Source organism: Streptococcus pseudopneumoniae, from assembly GCF_038148955.1.
GTDB lineage: Bacteria > Bacillota > Bacilli > Lactobacillales > Streptococcaceae > Streptococcus > Streptococcus pseudopneumoniae_T.
The window spans coordinates 1-18349 of sequence record NZ_JBBJZY010000026.1 but is presented as its reverse complement, the minus strand read 5'-3'; the positions used below and the strand labels follow the sequence as shown (position 1 = coordinate 18349).

The 18349-nt window shown below is 39.8% G+C and carries 7 protein-coding genes and 1 pseudogene; 4 read left to right on the top strand and 4 right to left on the bottom strand.

Translation table 11 applies throughout. From position 1 onward, the window contains the following. Nucleotides 1-53: 53 nt before the first annotated feature. The 3 genes and pseudogenes from WKI23_RS08600 to WKI23_RS08590 form a co-directional block, all read right to left on the bottom strand. Nucleotides 54-1442, bottom strand: a complete 1389-nt coding sequence (locus tag WKI23_RS08600) for a hypothetical protein (protein ID WP_333502420.1) — start codon at nucleotides 1440-1442, stop codon at nucleotides 54-56. Between the two features lie 365 nt (nucleotides 1443-1807). Further along, a pseudogene (locus tag WKI23_RS08595) lies at nucleotides 1808-2284 on the bottom strand (Rpn family recombination-promoting nuclease/putative transposase); the annotation flags it as partial. 7 nt (nucleotides 2285-2291) lie between these two features. Beyond that, on the bottom strand, nucleotides 2292-3254 hold the full coding sequence (locus tag WKI23_RS08590) for an Rpn family recombination-promoting nuclease/putative transposase (protein ID WP_368079632.1): 963 nt from the start codon (nucleotides 3252-3254) through the stop codon (nucleotides 2292-2294). 182 nt (nucleotides 3255-3436) lie between these two features. On the opposite strand from WKI23_RS08590, the gene WKI23_RS08585 reads away from it, so the two are divergent. The 4 genes from WKI23_RS08585 (at nucleotide 3437) to WKI23_RS08570 (ending at nucleotide 17705) form a co-directional block, all read left to right on the top strand. Continuing rightward, nucleotides 3437-3694 carry a hypothetical protein gene (locus tag WKI23_RS08585; RefSeq protein WP_368079631.1) on the top strand — a complete coding sequence of 86 codons (258 nt, stop codon included), beginning with the start codon at nucleotides 3437-3439 and terminating at the stop codon, nucleotides 3692-3694. Between the two features lie 174 nt (nucleotides 3695-3868). Then, on the top strand, nucleotides 3869-5938 hold the full coding sequence (locus WKI23_RS08580) for a YSIRK-type signal peptide-containing protein (RefSeq protein WP_368079630.1): 2070 nt from the start codon (nucleotides 3869-3871) through the stop codon (nucleotides 5936-5938). Between the two features lie 25 nt (nucleotides 5939-5963). Continuing rightward, a complete protein-coding gene (locus WKI23_RS08575; RefSeq protein ID WP_368079629.1) occupies nucleotides 5964-13694 on the top strand; it encodes a mucin-binding protein in 7731 nt (2576 codons plus the stop codon). Nucleotides 13695-13796: 102 nt separating this feature from the next. Continuing rightward, nucleotides 13797-17705: a G5 domain-containing protein gene (locus WKI23_RS08570; protein WP_368079628.1), complete on the top strand. Its 3909-nt coding sequence runs from the start codon at nucleotides 13797-13799 to the stop codon at nucleotides 17703-17705. 100 nt (nucleotides 17706-17805) lie between these two features. Here the strand turns inward: WKI23_RS08570 and WKI23_RS08565 are convergent, their stop codons facing one another. Further along, nucleotides 17806-17931, bottom strand: a complete 126-nt coding sequence (locus WKI23_RS08565) for a hypothetical protein (protein ID WP_368079627.1) — start codon at nucleotides 17929-17931, stop codon at nucleotides 17806-17808. Nucleotides 17932-18349 lie beyond the last annotated feature (418 nt).

Sequence of the window (18349 nt, the reverse complement as noted above, 5' to 3'; positions counted from 1 at the left end):
AGCCAAATCAAAAAACAGGAGATTTCTCCCCTGCTTTTCATTATTTTACTGGATTATTTAACCCATTCACCGTTTCCGTTTACAGTGTAACCACCTACAGTAGTGTTAACTGCGATAGCACCTGAAGCAGTTGCGTAGTACCATTTGTCTCCTACTTGGAACCAGCCGTTAGCTTTCATGGCACCTGTAGCGTCAAGGTAGTACCAGCTACCGTTGTTTTGAAGCCATTGGCTAGCTTTCATAGCACCTGAAGCATCTAGGAAGTACCATTTACCACCGTCTTGCAACCAACCTGTAACGAGTTCACCTGAACCGTTTAGGTAGTACCAAGTGTTGCCATCTTTAACCCAGAATTTTTGCATTTCGCCTGCTGCGTTAAAGTAGTACCAAGTGCCATCTACTTGTTTCCAACCAGTAGCTTTATCACCAGCATTTGAGTAGTATGCCCACATACCTGCATGGTTTTTGTACCAACCAACTTTAGTATTGTTTACGTTTGTATCAGCAACTTCAAATACAGAACGGTTGTAAGTCAAGCCTTTATCAGCAAATTTTTCTGAAACCATAGTTTCAGCAGTTTCAAGTGCATTCTTAGCTGCATCACGTTCAGCGCGAGCAGTCGCAATAGATGCTTCAGCTGCTCTAACCGCACCTTCAGCTTCTTTAACTTTCTTACCTAAGTCAAATGAAGCTTCAAGAATCTTAGATTGATCTCCTGCCATATAAGCAACAACTGCTGCTTTAGCAGCATTATAACGACCAATATTGAAAGCATTTTCTTTTTCTTCTGCTACTTTTTCTGAAAGTTGCTCATTAAGCTCATTAGCTTTCTTAACAGCAGCTGCATAGTCATTATTTACTTTTTGTAATTCATTGTTGATTTCTGCATCAACTTTTGCTCCCGCACTTTCAGCTGCTTTAACTGCTGAAGAATATTGAAGTTCCAAATCTAATTTCTTAGCACGCAATTCAGCGACTTTACCATTAGCAGCACCTAATGATGCTTTGATTTCTTTAATCTCGTCTGCGATAATACCAACCTTATTTGTAGCATTAGTAATCGCTACATTAAGCTCAGCTACCTTGCTAGCTAATGCATTAGCATCACCTTGCATATCTTTAATCTTGATTTCTTCTTGTCTAAGAGCTTCAAGATTAGCATATGCCGCTTTAACTGTTTCAGGAAGTGCTTTATATGCTGCTTCTTTAGCAACATAATTAATATAAAGTTCTCTTAAAGTTTTTCCACCAAATTGTTGTTTATTCAATAGATTGTATTGGAAATCTCTAAGTTCTTCAGCTTTTGCTTTAACTTTAGCTTTAGCATTAGTATCAGTGATTCCAGATAAAATACTATTAAAATCTACAATATCTGCAGAAACAGCTTGTGTAGCACCAAATGTAGCAAGAACTACTGCGCTTGTCAATAAAACTTTTTTCATCGTTTTATCTCCTTTGTTTTCTTTAAAATATTTTTTCGTAAGACTATCTTACTACCATACAGTATATAAATATTTGCAGGATTTGTCAAGGGTTTTCTTTAACTTTTTACCTATTTTTTCAAAAAAGGTGAAAAAACGTCTTTGTGAGATGAAATACTCTTCAAATACCGTATCTCACAAGTGAAAATCTCACAAATTTCTTAAACCCTGAGTCAAACCTCACATATCTAATCCACATCGATAGTTGGATAGAACTCACTTCCATGATATTATCCTATAACCCCTTCCAAATGTCAAGCAAAAATGACAAGTATTTTAGAAATAACTCGCCATTTCATTAACTTTCTACTATTTAAAATGTGACCTCATAGCAAGGACTCAAACTCAGTGACAGTCATGCCCAACTGCTGGCTGGCAACCTCAGAAGTCAGAAGACCTTGACGAACTAGATTTACTAAACCTACTTTTAATCCCTCTTCAATGCCTTCTTCGCGCCCTTTTTCAATACCCTCTGCACGGCCACGTTCAAGTCCACGCTCTAAACCTTGTTCAATACCTTCTGCTCGACCACGCTCAAGACCTTGCTCTAAACCTTTTTCGATTCCTTGTTCAACCCCCTCCGCTCTAGCTGTTTCCAAGGCATAATCATGTGCTAACAAGGCTTGTTCTTCGCGCATACGTAGTTGACTAAACATTTTTCTGTCCTCCTCGGACCAGCTCTTGTAGTCCAGCAGTTGGTCTGCTTGGCTGATGGCTCGCTCGGGTTGTTGGGTAAAGGGCTTGTTACCGAAAAACTCCAACCACGGTTTGCGAACCTCGTCTTTACTGGTTTCTCTGTATTTTTAGGTCTTATTTATGATGGTCTTTCAATAGTTCTTCAAACTCAGCCACGGTCATGCCTAATTGCTCACTCGCAACCTCAGGTGTTAGAAGACCTTGACGTACTAGATTTACTAAACCTACTTTTAATCCCTCTTCTCGCCCTTTTTCAATACCCTCTGCACGGCCACGTTCAAGTCCTTGTTCAATACCACGCTCCAGTCCCTGTTCAATACCTTCCGCCCTAGCTGTTTCCAAGGCATAGTCATGAGCGAGTAAGGCTTGTTCTTCACGCCTGCGTTGTTCACTAAACATTTTCCTATCCTCCTCGGACCAGCTTTTATAGTCTAGCAGTTGGTCTGCTTGGCTTATGGCTCGCTCAGGTTGTTGGGTAAAGGGCTTGTTACCGAAAAACTCCAACCATGGCTTGCGAACCTCGTCTTTGCTGGTTTCTCTATATTTTTTTAGTTCTAAGAACGCCATCTTAACTAAATGGTTTTCTTGTCCATTATTGGTGATGGTTAAGACCTCACCTGTCGTGTCCTCTCGCATACTAAAGCTATGAAAAGCTAAGTCATCCGAGAAGTAATTGCTGTCCACAATGGCAATAGCGTAAACAGGTGCGATATGCTTGTAACTCTGGTGGGTATCACCTTCTCGTTGGCGAATTTTTTCAAGATTTTGATTGACCTGACTGCATAGATAAGCCCACAGGCGATTGATGAAAAAATTCTGATGATGGACCTGAATCTCAATGATAACTTGCGTTCCATTATCCAACTCTGCCAAAACGTCTATACTAGTGTAAAAATCCTGAACCAAGTAAGGCGTAGAAGGCAAGACATGAATGTTACTTCCCTCTAAAATAGTTACATTTTTTGCTGGCAAGTCCAGCATATCGCGGATAAATTGACAAGTGATTTCTGGATTGCTGAAAATTTTCTTAGCAACCAAGTCATTGGTCGGGCTGATGCCCGGATGTCTTAAAATCATCCTTTTCCTCCTTTTATTATACCATAGTTTTTAATCTAGGCTCACTAGATTCTGTGCTTCTATCTATTTATTCGGAAAAAGTAGAAAAAGAGTAGAAAAAATGCCAAATTGTCTCATTTTTAAAGAAATAAGTGTAAAAGTTAATGGAAATCTAAAAGCAAGCTGGGAAGGTCTCATAGTCAATGAAAGACAAAGAGCAAACTAGGAAGCTAGCCATAGGTTGCTCAAAGCATCGCTTTGGGGTTGTAGATAAGACTGACGAAGTCAGCTCAAAACATGGTTTTGAGGTTGTGGATGAAGCGACGCTGACGTGGTTTGAAGAGATGTTCGAAGAGTCTCAAAGCACAGGACTGAGCTTGCTGATAGGAGGAAGCAAGTCCATCAGAGGCACACGACAGGGCAAGGCTGACGGGGCTCCATCTTTGCTGTTGGTCTACTGATGAGGGACTCCTAGCCTCCCTTTGGTTTTGGCAAAAGGAGTCGTCCATCTCCTAGTTTTCCATTCAAAAAGTTTGAAATTTCAAGCCGCCTGGTGTATAATATACTCATGAAATTGTATTCTATTATATAAGAAGTAATAGGGCACAATATATATATATATATGGAGTGTTAAAATGAATCATCCAGAAAAACAATTAAAATACAGTATTCGGAAAGTGAGCGTCGGTGCAGCCAGTGTTGTCATCGGGGCACTCTATCTTTTGATGGGAGCTGGGGTTGCTCATGCTGAGGGTGCGGACTCATCGAGGGAAGCTGAGAGAACAGCAAAACCGACAGATCCAGATCAGTCTGGAAATGGAGAGACAGGAAACAAGCCTGACCTCAGCAATACTGACGCAGCAGCAAGCACCTATAGTGCTCCCGTAGCTGAAAATCCGCTAGTAACTGCAGAAAGTACGAAACCTCGTACTCGTAGTAAAAGAGAATTACCTGATGGGGGAACAGGAGAAACACCAGCTGGCGCTACAGGGACTGAATCAGGAGATAAGCAGCCAACAGGTGAAAACTCACCTGTGCTGGATGCCAATCGAAAGGGTGAAATAGTAAAAACTGATCAACCTGGGGTCAGTGTACCTAAAGATGGAGAACAGGGCGCTGATGATAAGAATGCCAATCTAAAATTTGACGATCCTAGTGAAAATGCTACGGTTGAGTACATGTACAAAGTCATCCAAAACATGCCGGATGACTTCCAAAATAACGAGCGCTCCTATCTAAGAAATATGAACACCCTTGGAGATGCGCTTAGATTTGATGAACACGGTAATGTTACTAAGGATGGGAGCGGTAAACAACTACAAGATGGTGAAATTCGTGAAATTAACGAATTCGGTGGTTGGAAAGCTATAAACGGTGGAACCTTCGCCATCGGTAAGAAAAATGCGCAGGGCTACTTCACTGGTTGGTACTATAAAAAGGGTTCAACCACTGAAAAAGAGCAAGGTGGTATGCTGGGTTCTAACGCCCTTGACGAAATCTATGTTCACGAACAAGCCCTAGACCGTCGTTTTAACTATATGCTCATGCTTGCTAAAGGGCGTACACGTGCCAACCGTACTGATAAAGCACAAGATAAAACTGAATATGACCCAAAAACGGCAAATAGAGATGAGAATAAAGCTAATCTTGCCAACTTACCTGTGAAAGAGAGAGACGATCAGCTTCAACACTCTCCAAACGTTGAAGGTTTCAATGGGATGGAAAAAACCTTCACTGCCTTCTCTACCAAATATGGAAGTCGTCTGAGAATCGACTTTGTGACAGGCTACATCTCAGACTATGAAGGGTCAAAAGGAACCTACCGTATCGTGGTTACAGCTATTAAAAAAGATAAAACGGATACGTCAAAAGAAGTAGAAGAAACCATCTATGACCATACAATCAACCGTATCGATGGAGTGGTAGAAAATGAAGAACGCTACAGTCAAGGTGTTGATTTAAGTGCGGTTAATAAAGTGCTTAAAGACTTCTTGAAGAAGGAGTACGAGGCTAAAGTTAATACTCTTGCAGAAGAAAGATATAAGGAGCAAAATCCAGGCGGACGTAAACCGAGATTAAGCCAATATAAACATCTGATTCCTACTATAAAAAAAGAACTCGCTGAAAAAGGAGACACGATAGTTGAATTACCGATAGATAAGGATAAATTACAGGAAGTAAGGAATAAGTTTAAAGAAGAACTTAATATCCAAACTAGTTATGTAACTGTAGCAAATAACCTCACTAATATTTTAAAACCCAAATTGGATGCGGAGGTTCAAAAAGACTCTCCAGTATGGGTGAATAGCAGTGAAACATATCCAGACAACCCAACATTAACTAAGTCTAAAGACCCAGACCGTGTCTATAAATTATTGGATTTTATATTACCGACTGCGAAGAAAATTATCTACCATGCAGATACTGACCAATTAGAACTCCAAACAGATCCAGATAAAGTGAAGAGTCATCGTGCAGAACTTGAGGCGAAGTTGACAGCTAAAAAAGCAGAATTAGAAAGAGCTGATGAAAATAAAAAAATTGAACTAAAGAAAGAAATCTCTGCCTTAGAATCAGCCATTGGATCCACAAATGCTTATACATACATGGAAGCTAGAAACGGTAAAGAAGCAAAAATCCTTGGTTCACACATGGAAGCTACAGAGAAGCCTGACAGCAGTGTGCTAACGGAAGATACATATTAATAAAATACGAACCAATGACCTTGCCTTGAAGGCACAAGATGGGCCCAAACAATTCACTAAGTACTTTGTTGAAACAGATAAGGTTTCGCGTGATAGGGTTATTTCCGATGAGGACTTATCAAAAGAGATTGAAAAAGAAATTGGTAGCGATAAGGAAAAACTAGGTAAAGGTGGCTATTTCTCAACTGGAGATATTCCGCTAGATAAAGATGTTATCGCTTATAAGATACAAGTTTTTGCTGAAAATAAAAAACGCGTTGGTGTTAACACCCAAAGTCCAAGACTTCAGTACAATTTGCCTATCCTAGCTGACTTTTCTGTTATCCAAGATACCGTTGAACCATCTAAAGAGGTAGCCAAACGGATCATTGATAAACAGGTGAAAGAGAAGAAAATCCCGAAAGAAGAAGGGGAAAAACTCAAAGGAAAAATCGATGAAAGCAAGAAAACATCGGAAGTCAGAAAAGCTATCTCTGGTAATGTAAAAGTTCGTTATGTCGATGAACAGGGACATGATATACCACTATCTGATGAAGAAGCTAAAAAAGTCGGAGAAAAATCTGATAATGGTACCTACCTGGTAGAAAAAGAAGCCCTTATTGGCTCAAGCTACGATGTAACAAGTAAGAAATTACGTGGGATTAACGCAGGTGAGAAAAAATACCGCCTAAAACGCTCTCTTGATAATACTGATGGCTTATATACAAATTCAGCAGCTGTTAGAGGCTCAGTGACTTCAACTGATAAGATTGTAACATTTGTCTACGAAGAAGGGGAGCCAGCCAAAGCAAAAGCGGTTGTTCATGTGAAGAAACAACAAGATGGAGGAACAACTGTTGAATTACCAGAACATAAGCTCAACCTTGAAACAGAAGTAGGCGAAGAATTCCCATCAGAATCTGTAGACAACAAAGTAAAAGAACTACAAAAGTTAGGATACGAAATTGTCAGCAATACTTTTACAAATGGAACACCTGAGTCAAGAAAAGGTGATGAGCAAGAGGATTTAGACGGACAAGAGCCAACGCAGTCGTATACGATTACAGTACAAGAAAAGACAGTAGAAGTAACAGAACCGCCAACTCCAAATGATCCAGTCGACCCAGAAAATCCAGATGGACCAAAATGGCCAGAAGAAGGACTAAAAGAGTCGGATCTCAAGGTAGAAGTAACACGTACCATCACCTATGTTAAGAAAGAAAGTCCAGACGGAGCTGAGGAGCCAAGTGGAATAACAAATAAGATAGATAAGGTTCTATTCAAACGGAGTGCCACCTACAATCTAGTTACAAAAGCAGTCACCTATAGCGACTGGAAGGAAACGAAAGATACTGGGCACACGTTAACGAATTTCCCAGAAGTCAAGACGCCATTATTAAAAGGCTATCTAGCAGATACGAAAGTGGTGACAGAGGAAACAGCGACAAAACCTACTGAGGCAGGGGCAGTCACAAATATCACAAGAAAAGTTGTATATACTAAAATAGGGTCTTGGGTGCCAAAAGTTCCGGATCAAAAAATACCGACACCGATTCCATATCCGAATGACCCAGACGATCCAACCAAGCCGAAAACTCCAACTTATCCAGCAACACCTGAGACTCCAGGAGAGACACCAAATCCTCAGCCAGGAGATCCAGGGACACCTGAAACTCCAGCAACACCACCAGTTATTCCATATGTACCAGGCTACACACCAAAAGTACCGACGGATCCGACAAAACCAGAAAATCCAGATACGAATCCTTTAAAACCATTAGAACCATTGGATCCAAATGATCCTAAAAAGGGATACAAGGTGCCAGAAATCCCTAGTGATCCTAAGAAGAATAAAGAGATAGAGTATGTGCCAAATCCACAAAAAATCCTGATCAAGGTTGTCAATATCACGACAGGGAAAGAAGTGGAAATGCCAAAAGAAAAGCTGGAATTTAGTGGCGTATCCGACCAAGTAGTTGAGGATGATGATAAAACTAAAGTTGATAACAAGATAAAAGCCTTGAAACAACGTGGTTATACTGTTGAGAGCACCAATCCTATCACGGCAACTAGCAAGTACGATAGAGTAGATGATGCTACTACGGGAGAACCATCTCAGACTTATAAGCTAGTTGTTAAAGAACCAATCAGCATAGACACTGACAGTAAAACTGTAACACGTACGATCAAATACGTGAAAAAAGACCTTGTGGATGGTGTAGAAGTTTCAACAGAAGCACATGCAACAGTTATAGATAAAGCAACATTCAACCGTGAAGTCAAGTTCAACCTTGTTACAGGGGAGACGACCTATGGTAAATGGAGTGAAGCACAAACCTTAAACAAAGTCGCATCGCCAGTCCTATCAGGCTATATAGCAGATAGAGCGGAAGTTGGAGAACGTGCAGTAACAGCTACAACTGCAGATATTCAAGAAGAAGTGGTTTATACTAAGATTGGGACTTGGGTACCAAATCTCCCAGCAGGAGAAACTCCAATTGACCCAATCCCTTATCCAAATCATCCTACTGATCCAACCAAACCAGGTGATCCGACACCAGGAATGATTCCATATGTGCCAGGCTATACACCAAAAATTGGGGACAAGCCATTACAACCAAAAGTACCAGAAGACCCAAGTCAAGGCTATACACCGCCAAAACCAAGTGATCCTAAGTCTAACACAACTGTCACCTATGAACCAGATCCACAAAAGGCATTGGTCAAAGTCGTCAATACCACAACTGGAGTGGAGGTGCACTTACCAGCAGAAGATGTCAATCTTGAAGGTAAAACTGCAGAAAAGATTTCAACAAAGGAAGTACTTGCTAAGATTGCGGACTTGGAAAAACGTGGCTTTGTTGTGGATAATAAGGACGAGGTAGTCGCTGAAATTACCAAGTCAAGCTTTGATAAGCAAAAAGACGAAGAAGGCAAAGATCCTACCCAAGTATTCACGCTAAAAGTTCATGAAAAAGTGGTAGAAGTAACAGAACCACCAAGTCCAGAAACGCCAATAGACCCAGATACTCCAGATGATCCTAATGATCCAACTATTCCAAGATGGACAGATGATTTAATCAAAAAACTGGATTTGGAGAAGAAGGTTACACGTACGATTACTTATGTTAAGAAAGACACTCCAAATGGAGAAGAAATTCCAAACGCAAAACCAACTGTAACACAAACAGCACACTTTAAACGCAATGTAAAAGTAAATGTAGCAACTGGAACAGTTGTAGAGTATACAGACTGGACAAGTACGGACAATAACTTAGCAGAAGTAACAACAGAAAAATTAGATGGTTATGTAGCGAACAAGCTATCCGTAGCGAGCGTAACAGTCACTGAAACTTCGAATGATTTAGTAGAAAAAGTGATTTATACGAAATTAGGCGCGTGGATTCCGAAAATACCAAAAGGTGTGGTGCCACCAGAAGGAACTGATACGGATCCAAAACCTTACCCTAACCACCCAACAGATCCAACTAAACCAGGTGATCCAACGGATCCAAATACACCACATGTTCCAGTGATTCCCTATCTGCCAGGATATACACCAAAAATTGGGGAAACACCGTTACAACCAAAAATGCCAGGAGACCCAACAAAAGGCTATATTCCACCAGCAGTACCGACAGACCCTAATACCAATACGGATATAAGCTATACAGCTGATCCACAAAGAGCGGTAGTGAAAGTCGTAAACGTTAAAGAAGGAAAAGAAATACCACTACCAAACGATACGGTAGCGATCGATAATGGCTCAACAGATGCAGACATTCCGAAAGATGGCGTGAACAAGAAGATTGCAGGCTTGGAAAAACGAGGCTATGTCGTAGAAAACAAAGACTTATTAGATAATCAAAAATTTGATACTGTTAAGGATCCAGATGATGGCGACCCAACACAAGTCTTTACACTGAGGGTTCATGAAAAAGTGGTGCCAGTAACACCGCCAACGCCAGACAAGCCAATTGAACCTGGAACACCGATTGATCCAACGACCCCAGTTGATCCAGACAAGCCAAATGATCCAACTATTCCACGATGGACAGAGGACTTGGTGAAACAGTTGGATACTAAGAAGGAAGTGACACGTACAATTACGTATGTGGACGAAGAGGGCGCCAAGGTCACCTACACAGCTAATGGTCAAGAAACGACAGATGCAGTGACAGATAAAGTAACCTTTACTAGAACAGCGTTCATCAATGTCGTGACCAAAACCATTACTTATGGAGAATGGACAGCTGTAGATAATGACACTACATTTGATGCGGTGCCATCTCCAATGGTTAAAGGCTATGTCTTAAAAGCCAATCAAGATACACAAGGTGGTTTGGTAGAGGCAAGTGGAGCAAGTGTAGTAGCAAGTGAAGATCTAAGAGCAGATTCAGCAAATCAAGAATTGAAGGTAGTCTATAGGAAATTAGGCGCTTGGATTCCGAAGGTGCCAGGTGTAGAAACACCAACACCGCTCCCATATCCAAATCATCCTACTGATCCAACCAAACCAGGTGATCCAAGGGATCCAAAAGTACCAGATGTCCCAGTCATTCCATATGTACCAGGCTATACACCAAAAATTGGGGAAACTCCATTACAACCAAAAGTACCAGGAGATCCAACAAAAGGCTATATTCCACCAACAGTACCGACAGAACCAGGAACAGATACAGAAATTACTTATGTCCCTGATCCGCAGCGAGCATTGGTTAAAGTCTACAATGTGAAAGATGGAGTGAAGATACCACTAGAAAACGACACTGTAGGCATCAATGACGGTAAAACGGATCAAGCTATTCCAACCAAATCTTTAGAAGATAAAATCAAAGAGTTGGAAGAACGTGGCTACACTGTTGATAATAAGGATTTGTTGAAAGGAAAAGTCTTTGATAACCAAAAAGATCCAGAAAATGGAGACCCAACACAGGTATATGACCTCCTTGTCAGAGAGCGGATAAGCCTTGATACAGAGACAAAAGCAGTCACCAGAACGATTAAATACGTTAAAATTGAAGAACAAAATGGCGTAGAAGTAGAAGTTGAGAATGCACAACCAACCAATACTCAGACTGTAAACTTTAGTCGTGACATCAGTATAAACTTGGCTACAGGTCGCATCAGCAATGGAAAATGGAGTGAAAAACAAACACTAGGAGAAGTGAAAACGCCAGTGTTAGAAGGCTATCTAGCGGATAAAGCCAAGGTAGAATCTCGTGAAGTAACTGGAGATAGTGAATCATTCGAGGAAAAAGTGGTATACAGAAAAATTGGTTCATGGGTGCCAAAAGTACCAGGAAAAGAAGAACCAACACCAATTCCGTATCCAAATGATCCAGATGATCCAACTAAGCCTAAAACTCCAGATTATCCAACCACTCCGCCACAACCAGGTCAACCAGTACCGAAAGTACCAGCCATTCCATACGTTCCAGGCTATACACCTAAGACACCAAATGGAACTCCATTAGTACCGATAGATCCTGAACATCCAGAAAAAGGTTACAAGGTACCACCAGTTCCAGAAACGCCAAATGATCCTAAGATGGATACACCAATTACTTATGAAGGAAATCCGCAAAAGATTTTAATTAAAGTAGTTAATGCAACAACAGGGGTAGAAGTACCACTGGATAATGAAAAATTAGAATTTAATGGAAAATCTGGTGAAACGGTTAAAGAATCAGATAAAAATTCTGTTGATGATAAAATAACTTCACTAAGAAATCGTGGATACATTGTAGATACAGTAAACCCAATAACTGCAACTACAAAATATGACACAGAGTCTGACGATGGAAAACAAGAACCAACGCAGACCTATAAATTAGTAGTAAGAGAAAAAATCTCAATAGATAAAGAATCTACAACTGTAATACGTACGATTAAATACGTTAAAATTGATGTTCAAGATGGAAATGAAGTCAGAACAGAACTTAATACGGAAAAAATCAAAACAAAAGTAGATAAGGTTGAGTTTTCAAGAGATACAACAACTAATCTAACAACAGGTTTAACAAAAATTGGTACTTGGGATACTGAAACAAAAGAGTTATCAAAAGTTAATACACCTGTATTAGATGGATACCTTGCAAGTGTCGCTTCTGTAGAAAATAAATCTGTTTCACCTGATACAGAATCATATGAGGTGACAGTTGTCTATAGAAAAATCGGTTCATGGGTGCCAAAAGTACCAGGAAAAGAAGAACCAACACCAATTCCGTATCCAAATGATCCAGATGATCCAACTAAGCCTAAAACTCCAGATTATCCAACTACTCCGCCACAACCAGGTCAACCAGTACCGAAAGTGCCAGTGATTCCATACGTTCCAGGATATACACCAATGGTTCCTACAGATCCAACAAAACCAGTAAATCCAAATACAAATCCACTGAAACCGTTGGTGCCAGTAGATCCTGAACATCCAGAAAAAGGTTACAAGGTACCACCAGTTCCGGAAACACCAAATGATCCTAAGATGGATACGCCAATCGAGTATACACCAGATGGACAAAGGGCTCTTATCAAATTTGTTGTCGTAGGCGAAGATGGAAAAGAAACGGAGCTTGAAACTTCAAGAATCACAGTTACTGGTAAGACTGGAGAGAAAATCCCAATAGAAAACTTTAATGATACATTGAAGAAACTAACAGGTGACCCAGTTAATAATGGTGACTACGAGTTAGTAGACAATCCATTGAAAGATGGAGAGACATTTGATACGATAAAAGACAAAGAAGGAAAAGATCCGTCACAAATCTTTACTGTGAAATTACGTCAAATCGATGTCCTTCCACCAACACCGAGAATTGTCGAACGTCCAAGTGGAAGTACTGTAGAAGTTGGCGTGCCAAATAAGGACGCAGATACGCTTATTATCAAGTATACGGACCGTGGTAAGTCAGAAACGGATCCTAAGAAAGAAATCATCACCAAGAAAGACAAAGATGGTAGCTGGAGGATTGAAAAAGCTCCAGATGGCGTTACAATCAATCCGACAAATGGTCTTGTTTACATTCCAAGTAAGCAAATAGAACCAAAAACATGGGTAGATACGCAGACTAAACATAAATATAAATTTAGTAAAATTGTTTCAGTTATGCCAACTATTTCTGATGTAAAAGATTTCAAAGGATTGACAGAATGGATTGACGTAAATGGTCATGTATTAAGACCAACTGAAAATGGTTTCCATGAGAAAGGTCGAATTGCAAATCATGTTTGGTTGGAAAGTCGTTTGGAAGGAAATAAAATTACCCATATTTTCTTTGCAGGTTCTCCATCTGTAGACAAGCCAGAATATAAAATTACAGTCTGGTTTGATAAAGATGGCAATCCACTTAAGCCAGACCAACCAGGCACTCATGAAGCTGGAAATATTCCTGGATACAGATATATCACAACTGAGACGAAGGATGGTATTACGATTCATAGATTTGAAAAGATACCGCCAGTTCTTCCCGATGAACCAATTCCAGATAGACCTGAGGAGCCAAGACCACAACCAAATCCAGAGCATCCAAATGTTCCGACACCAAGTCCAGAACTACCAAACCCAGAGACTCCAATACCAGAACCAGAGACTCCAAGTCCTGAAACTCCAGTAAGTCCAGACCCAGAAGTTCCGACTGATGAGACAGGTAAGAGAGAGGAGTTGCCAAACACAGGTACAGAAGCGAATGCTGGCTTAGCTGGTGCAGGTCTCTTGACCTTGTTAGCTGGTTTGGGACTAGGATTCTTCAAGAAAAAAGAAGATGAGTCCGAATAATATAGAAAATGTTGCTTCCTGCCAAAAGTTGGATGAATGATCTGGCTTTTGGCTCGGAGTCAACAATCTATAAACTAAAATAAATGTAAAATTGAGGAAAATATGTCAAGACAATCAACTAAGAATAAAAAATATGCTCTACGTAAAATCGGAAAAGTTTTCGGTTCCTGTGTAGTGGCGACTGTCATTACCCTAGGTGGTGCTGCTATCATGGCGCCAAGTGTTACAGTTTATGCTTCAGACACTGGAGCGGGGGGAACTGAGCACATTGATGCTTTATCTTCCAATGATGATGGCTATAAAGTCATTGTACCTAAAAAAGTTATTTATCGAGGTAATGATCAATTAGACAATGAAACACCTACGAAAGTACATACTGGTTATAATGGTGTGAGCTATATCTTAAAAGCAAATGATGTAGATGAAAATGAGTTAGAGGATCATTTTAATGATAAGCCGATGGGTGAGTTGTTTAATAAATTATATGACGAAGATGAAGATGGTCAAACTGATGAGAAATATAAAAGAGAGGATGCTGATAAGGTAAATGAGAATGCAGGTAACCCTATACCTGGAACAGAGTTTGTTGAACCAGCAGTAAGTGAAATTAAGCCTGAATATCCTCACCTTATTGATGCAGATGTCTTGTATAATCCTGAAAATGATAGCAATCACGATGGTAAGCCTGATGGAGCTGATGGTAAATTTGATGATCAAGATACTATTGTGTATTCCAATAAACCTATCACAGTTAATAAGAACTCAGAAGATAATGTCATAAATGAAGATGGAACGGTTGTCTTATCTAAGTATTATCGTATTCATGTGAATGAAGGAGAGCATGCTGATAAAGACGATGACATCTATGAAGTTGGGACGAAGCCAACAGTCACAACCAATGAGATTGATTTTAAAACGATTTATGAGCCAAATGATCAAGATGTTGCAGGACATCAAATAGAAAAAACTCCTGGTAAAAAAGGTACTTCTACAACGACAACTACCTATACAGTCAATCCAGAGACAGGTGCACGTACAGCAAATCCATCTACAACAGAGGAAACAGAAAAACCTGTTAATAAAGTTGTTTTAGTTGGAACAAAACCGAAAGAAGTAGTAGAAACAACTCCTAAAACAACTCGTTATGTAGGAGATCCTGATACTCCTTATAATACGAAAGTAACATCTGTTGATGGTCATGATGGTTCAGTTACCAAAAAGACAACCTATGATTTAGATGAGCATACAGGTACGGTTACACCACATGAAACGATTACAGAACGTGTAGATAAGGTAGATACCGTTATCAAAGTGGGTAATAAACAAGTAACTACATCAGAAATTCCAATGACGGTTACTTATAAAGAAGATCCTACCTTGGAAGGTGGTAAGACAGTTGTCGATGTTGAGGGTGCTCCGGGAGAAAAGGAAACTACGACTGTTTATGATGTGTCTGAGACGGATGGAAGTTTAAGCAATCCTCAGGCTACAGAAAAGACAACGACGGTCATGACGCCTAGAGTGGTTCGCGTTGGTACCAAACCAAAAGAAGTAGAGACACCTATTCCATCACCGACTACCTATGAAGCCAATCCAGACTTGAAGAAAGATGAAAAGAAAACGAAAACTCAAGGAACTCCAGGAAAAAGAATTCAAGAAATCACCTATAAGTGGATTCCTAACACGGATAAAGTTGAAGAAGTTCCAGGTGGTGATGGTGAAGAAGATCCAACTCCAACAGTTATAGAAGTCGGGAATGTTGAGAAAGAAGTGGTTGAGACTGAAATCACAACTCGTTATATTCCTGATGAAACTAAAACTCGTGATGAGAAAGAAGTGGTAACTCCAGGTTCGAAAGGGGTTCATACAAAAACTACGACTTATAGTGTTAATCCAAACACTGGTGAGACACATACTCCTGTTGTGACAGAAGACGATACACCAATGGAGCAAAAAGTAGTGAAAGTTGGTATCAAACCTGTAGAAACAACAGAGATTATTGACATTACGACTAAGTATATCCAAGACCCAGACCTAGACTATGGAAAAACGGTTATTGACAATCCAGGTTCAGAAGGAAAAATTGTAACAACTACAACTTATACTTTAAATGAACAGGATGGAACAACTACTGAAAATCAACCAACTGTTCAAAAAACAGAAATGGTACAAAAAGTTGTTCGTGTTGGAGTAAAACCAAAAGTAGTTGAAACACCAATTCCATATACAACACGTTATGTAGAAGATAATACAAAAGATAAAGATTACCGAGAAACTACACAAGTGGGTGTAAAAGGAAAAGAAACAACAACTACAACCTACACAATGGATCCAAACACAGGAACTGTGACAGAAAACAAGCCAACAACGGTTACAGAACAACCAACAGAAGAAATTATAACAGTTGGAACAAAACCGAAAGTAGAGGAAAAAGAACTACCATTTACAACACGCTATGTAGAAGATAATACAAAAGATAAAGATTATCGAGAAACAACTCAACAAGGTGTTAAGGGTAAGGAAACAAAAACAACTACTTATACGTTGGATACAACGAATGGTACAGTTACAGAAAACAATCCAACAACGGATACAGAACAACCAACAGAAGAAATTATAACAGTTGGAACAAAACCGAAAGTAGAAGAAAAAGAATTACCATTTACAACACGCTATGTAGAAGATAATACCAAAGACAAAGATTATCGAGAAACAACTCAACAAGGTGTTAAGGGTAAGGAAACAAAAACAACTACTTATACGTTGGATACAACGAATGGTACAGTCACAGAAAATGCTCCAACAACGGATACAGAACAACCAACAGAAGAAATTATAACAGTTGGAACAAAACCAAAAGTAGTAGAGACACCAGAGACTCCACAACCAAAACCAGGAGAAACACCGGAAACTCCACAACCAAGCCAACCAACCGCTCCTGAAGAAGCACCAGCTCAACCAGGACAGCCATCTGAGCCTGAAAACCAACCAAATCTTAAGGTAGCCCCACCGACTATCGCTATTGTAGAAGAACCAAATAAAGCAAGTATCGAGGTCAAAGCACCTAAAAAAGATGCGGATACGGTCAAAATTACTTATCCTAAGAGTGATGGCTCTGGTAATGAAGTTCTAACTCTTACCAAGCAACCTAACGGAGAATGGACTTTAGACAAACAACCTGAAAATGTTACATTAGACAAGAAAACAGGTACAGTAACGATTCCACGAGAGTCAGTTGTCAATAAAGAAAAAGTCCAAGCTCAATCCAAGCATAAAACGAGTGGTTATACGCCGTTTGTAGAAGCTGCTTTATCAATCGAAGAAGCAAACCCAGAGTATCCAGTAACGCTGTGGGTAGATGGAGCAGGAACTGAGATTAAGGAAAGAGTAGAAGGCCAAAAAGTAGAGGCTGGGGAAATTCCAGGCTACAAGTGGTTATCTAGTCGTTTAGAAAACGGTCTTTTAACTCATACATTTGAGAAAGTAACGAATGGAACTCCAACTTCACCAAGCTCACCTAGTCATCCAAGGACTCCATCAAGTTCGCCATCAACTTCAACGCCAGAAAAACCAAACAAAGCTGAAACTCCAGTGGTTCGTACAGTATGGCGCGATGAAAACGGAAAAGACTTGAAAGTTCCATCAGTTGATAAGCAAGAAGCTGGTGAGGTTGAAGGCTATGAATTTGTTGAGAGTCACCGTGAGGGAGATGACTTGACAGTTCATGTGTTTAGAAGCAAGCAAGCTCAAACTCCTGCTCCAAAAGACCAAACTCCAAGTCCAGAACAAGCTGCAAGTCCAGCACCATCTAAAGTTTCAGAACAAAAAGGTGAAGCAGTGGCTACAGCTACATCAGAAAAGACAGTAGACAGTGCAACATCTACCAAAACATCTGATAAAGCAGAGTTGCCAAACACAGGTACAGAAGCGAATGCTACCTTGGCTAGCGCTGGTATCATGACCTTGTTAGCAGGTCTAGGACTAGGATTCTTCAAGAAAAAAGAAGACTAAAAACTCATAGTTTTTAAGAAGATGATTCGTCATCTTCTTTTTTTGGCTCATTGTCAACTGTAGTGGGGTGGAGAAAAGCTAATACTCTTCGAAAATCTCTTCAAACCGCGTCAACGTCGCCTTGCCGTAGATATATGTAACTGACTTCGTCAGTCTTATCTACAACCTCAAAGCAGTACTTTGAGCAACCTGCGGCTAGTTTCCTAGTTTGCTCTTTGATTTTCATTGAGTATAAGATTAAGAAGAGGCTGAGAAAAAAGCCTCTCAAATCAGAAAAACGCATAGTATCAGGTGTTCAAAACTTGAGACTATGCGTTTTCGTTTTATTGTGGGAAGATTTACTTTATTTTCTCCGGAAGTTGAGTTTTGGTCCAGTCTCTTTAAATTATATGTTATCTTAAATTCAGAACAGAACATTATAACTTATAAAACATTGCTAGAAATTGATTCGACTTTACTATCCTATTTGTTCAGAGTTTATTTCCTTTTGCTATAAAGTTTGAATTTCTTTTGTTTTTTCTACTCTTTTTCCGAATAAATAGATAGAAGCATCAAATCTAGCAAATTAGATTAAAAAATGTGCTATAATGAAAGGAGAGCAAACATGACTGTACGTCATCCGGGCATCAGCCCAACTAATGACT

Bases quoted from the DNA above. Each gene is read 5' to 3' on its own strand.
- WKI23_RS08600 (WP_333502420.1), bottom strand. From the start codon at position 1,442: ATGAAAAAAGTTTTATTGACAAGCGCAGTAGTTCTTGCTACATTTGGT.
- WKI23_RS08590 (WP_368079632.1), bottom strand. From the start codon at position 3,254: ATGATTTTAAGACATCCGGGCATCAGCCCGACCAATGACTTGGTTGCT.
- WKI23_RS08585 (WP_368079631.1), top strand. From the start codon at position 3,437: ATGAAAGACAAAGAGCAAACTAGGAAGCTAGCCATAGGTTGCTCAAAG.
- WKI23_RS08580 (WP_368079630.1), top strand. From the start codon at position 3,869: ATGAATCATCCAGAAAAACAATTAAAATACAGTATTCGGAAAGTGAGC.
- WKI23_RS08570 (WP_368079628.1), top strand. From the start codon at position 13,797: ATGTCAAGACAATCAACTAAGAATAAAAAATATGCTCTACGTAAAATC.
- WKI23_RS08565 (WP_368079627.1), bottom strand. From the start codon at position 17,931: ATGAAAATCAAAGAGCAAACTAGGAAACTAGCCGCAGGTTGCTCAAAG.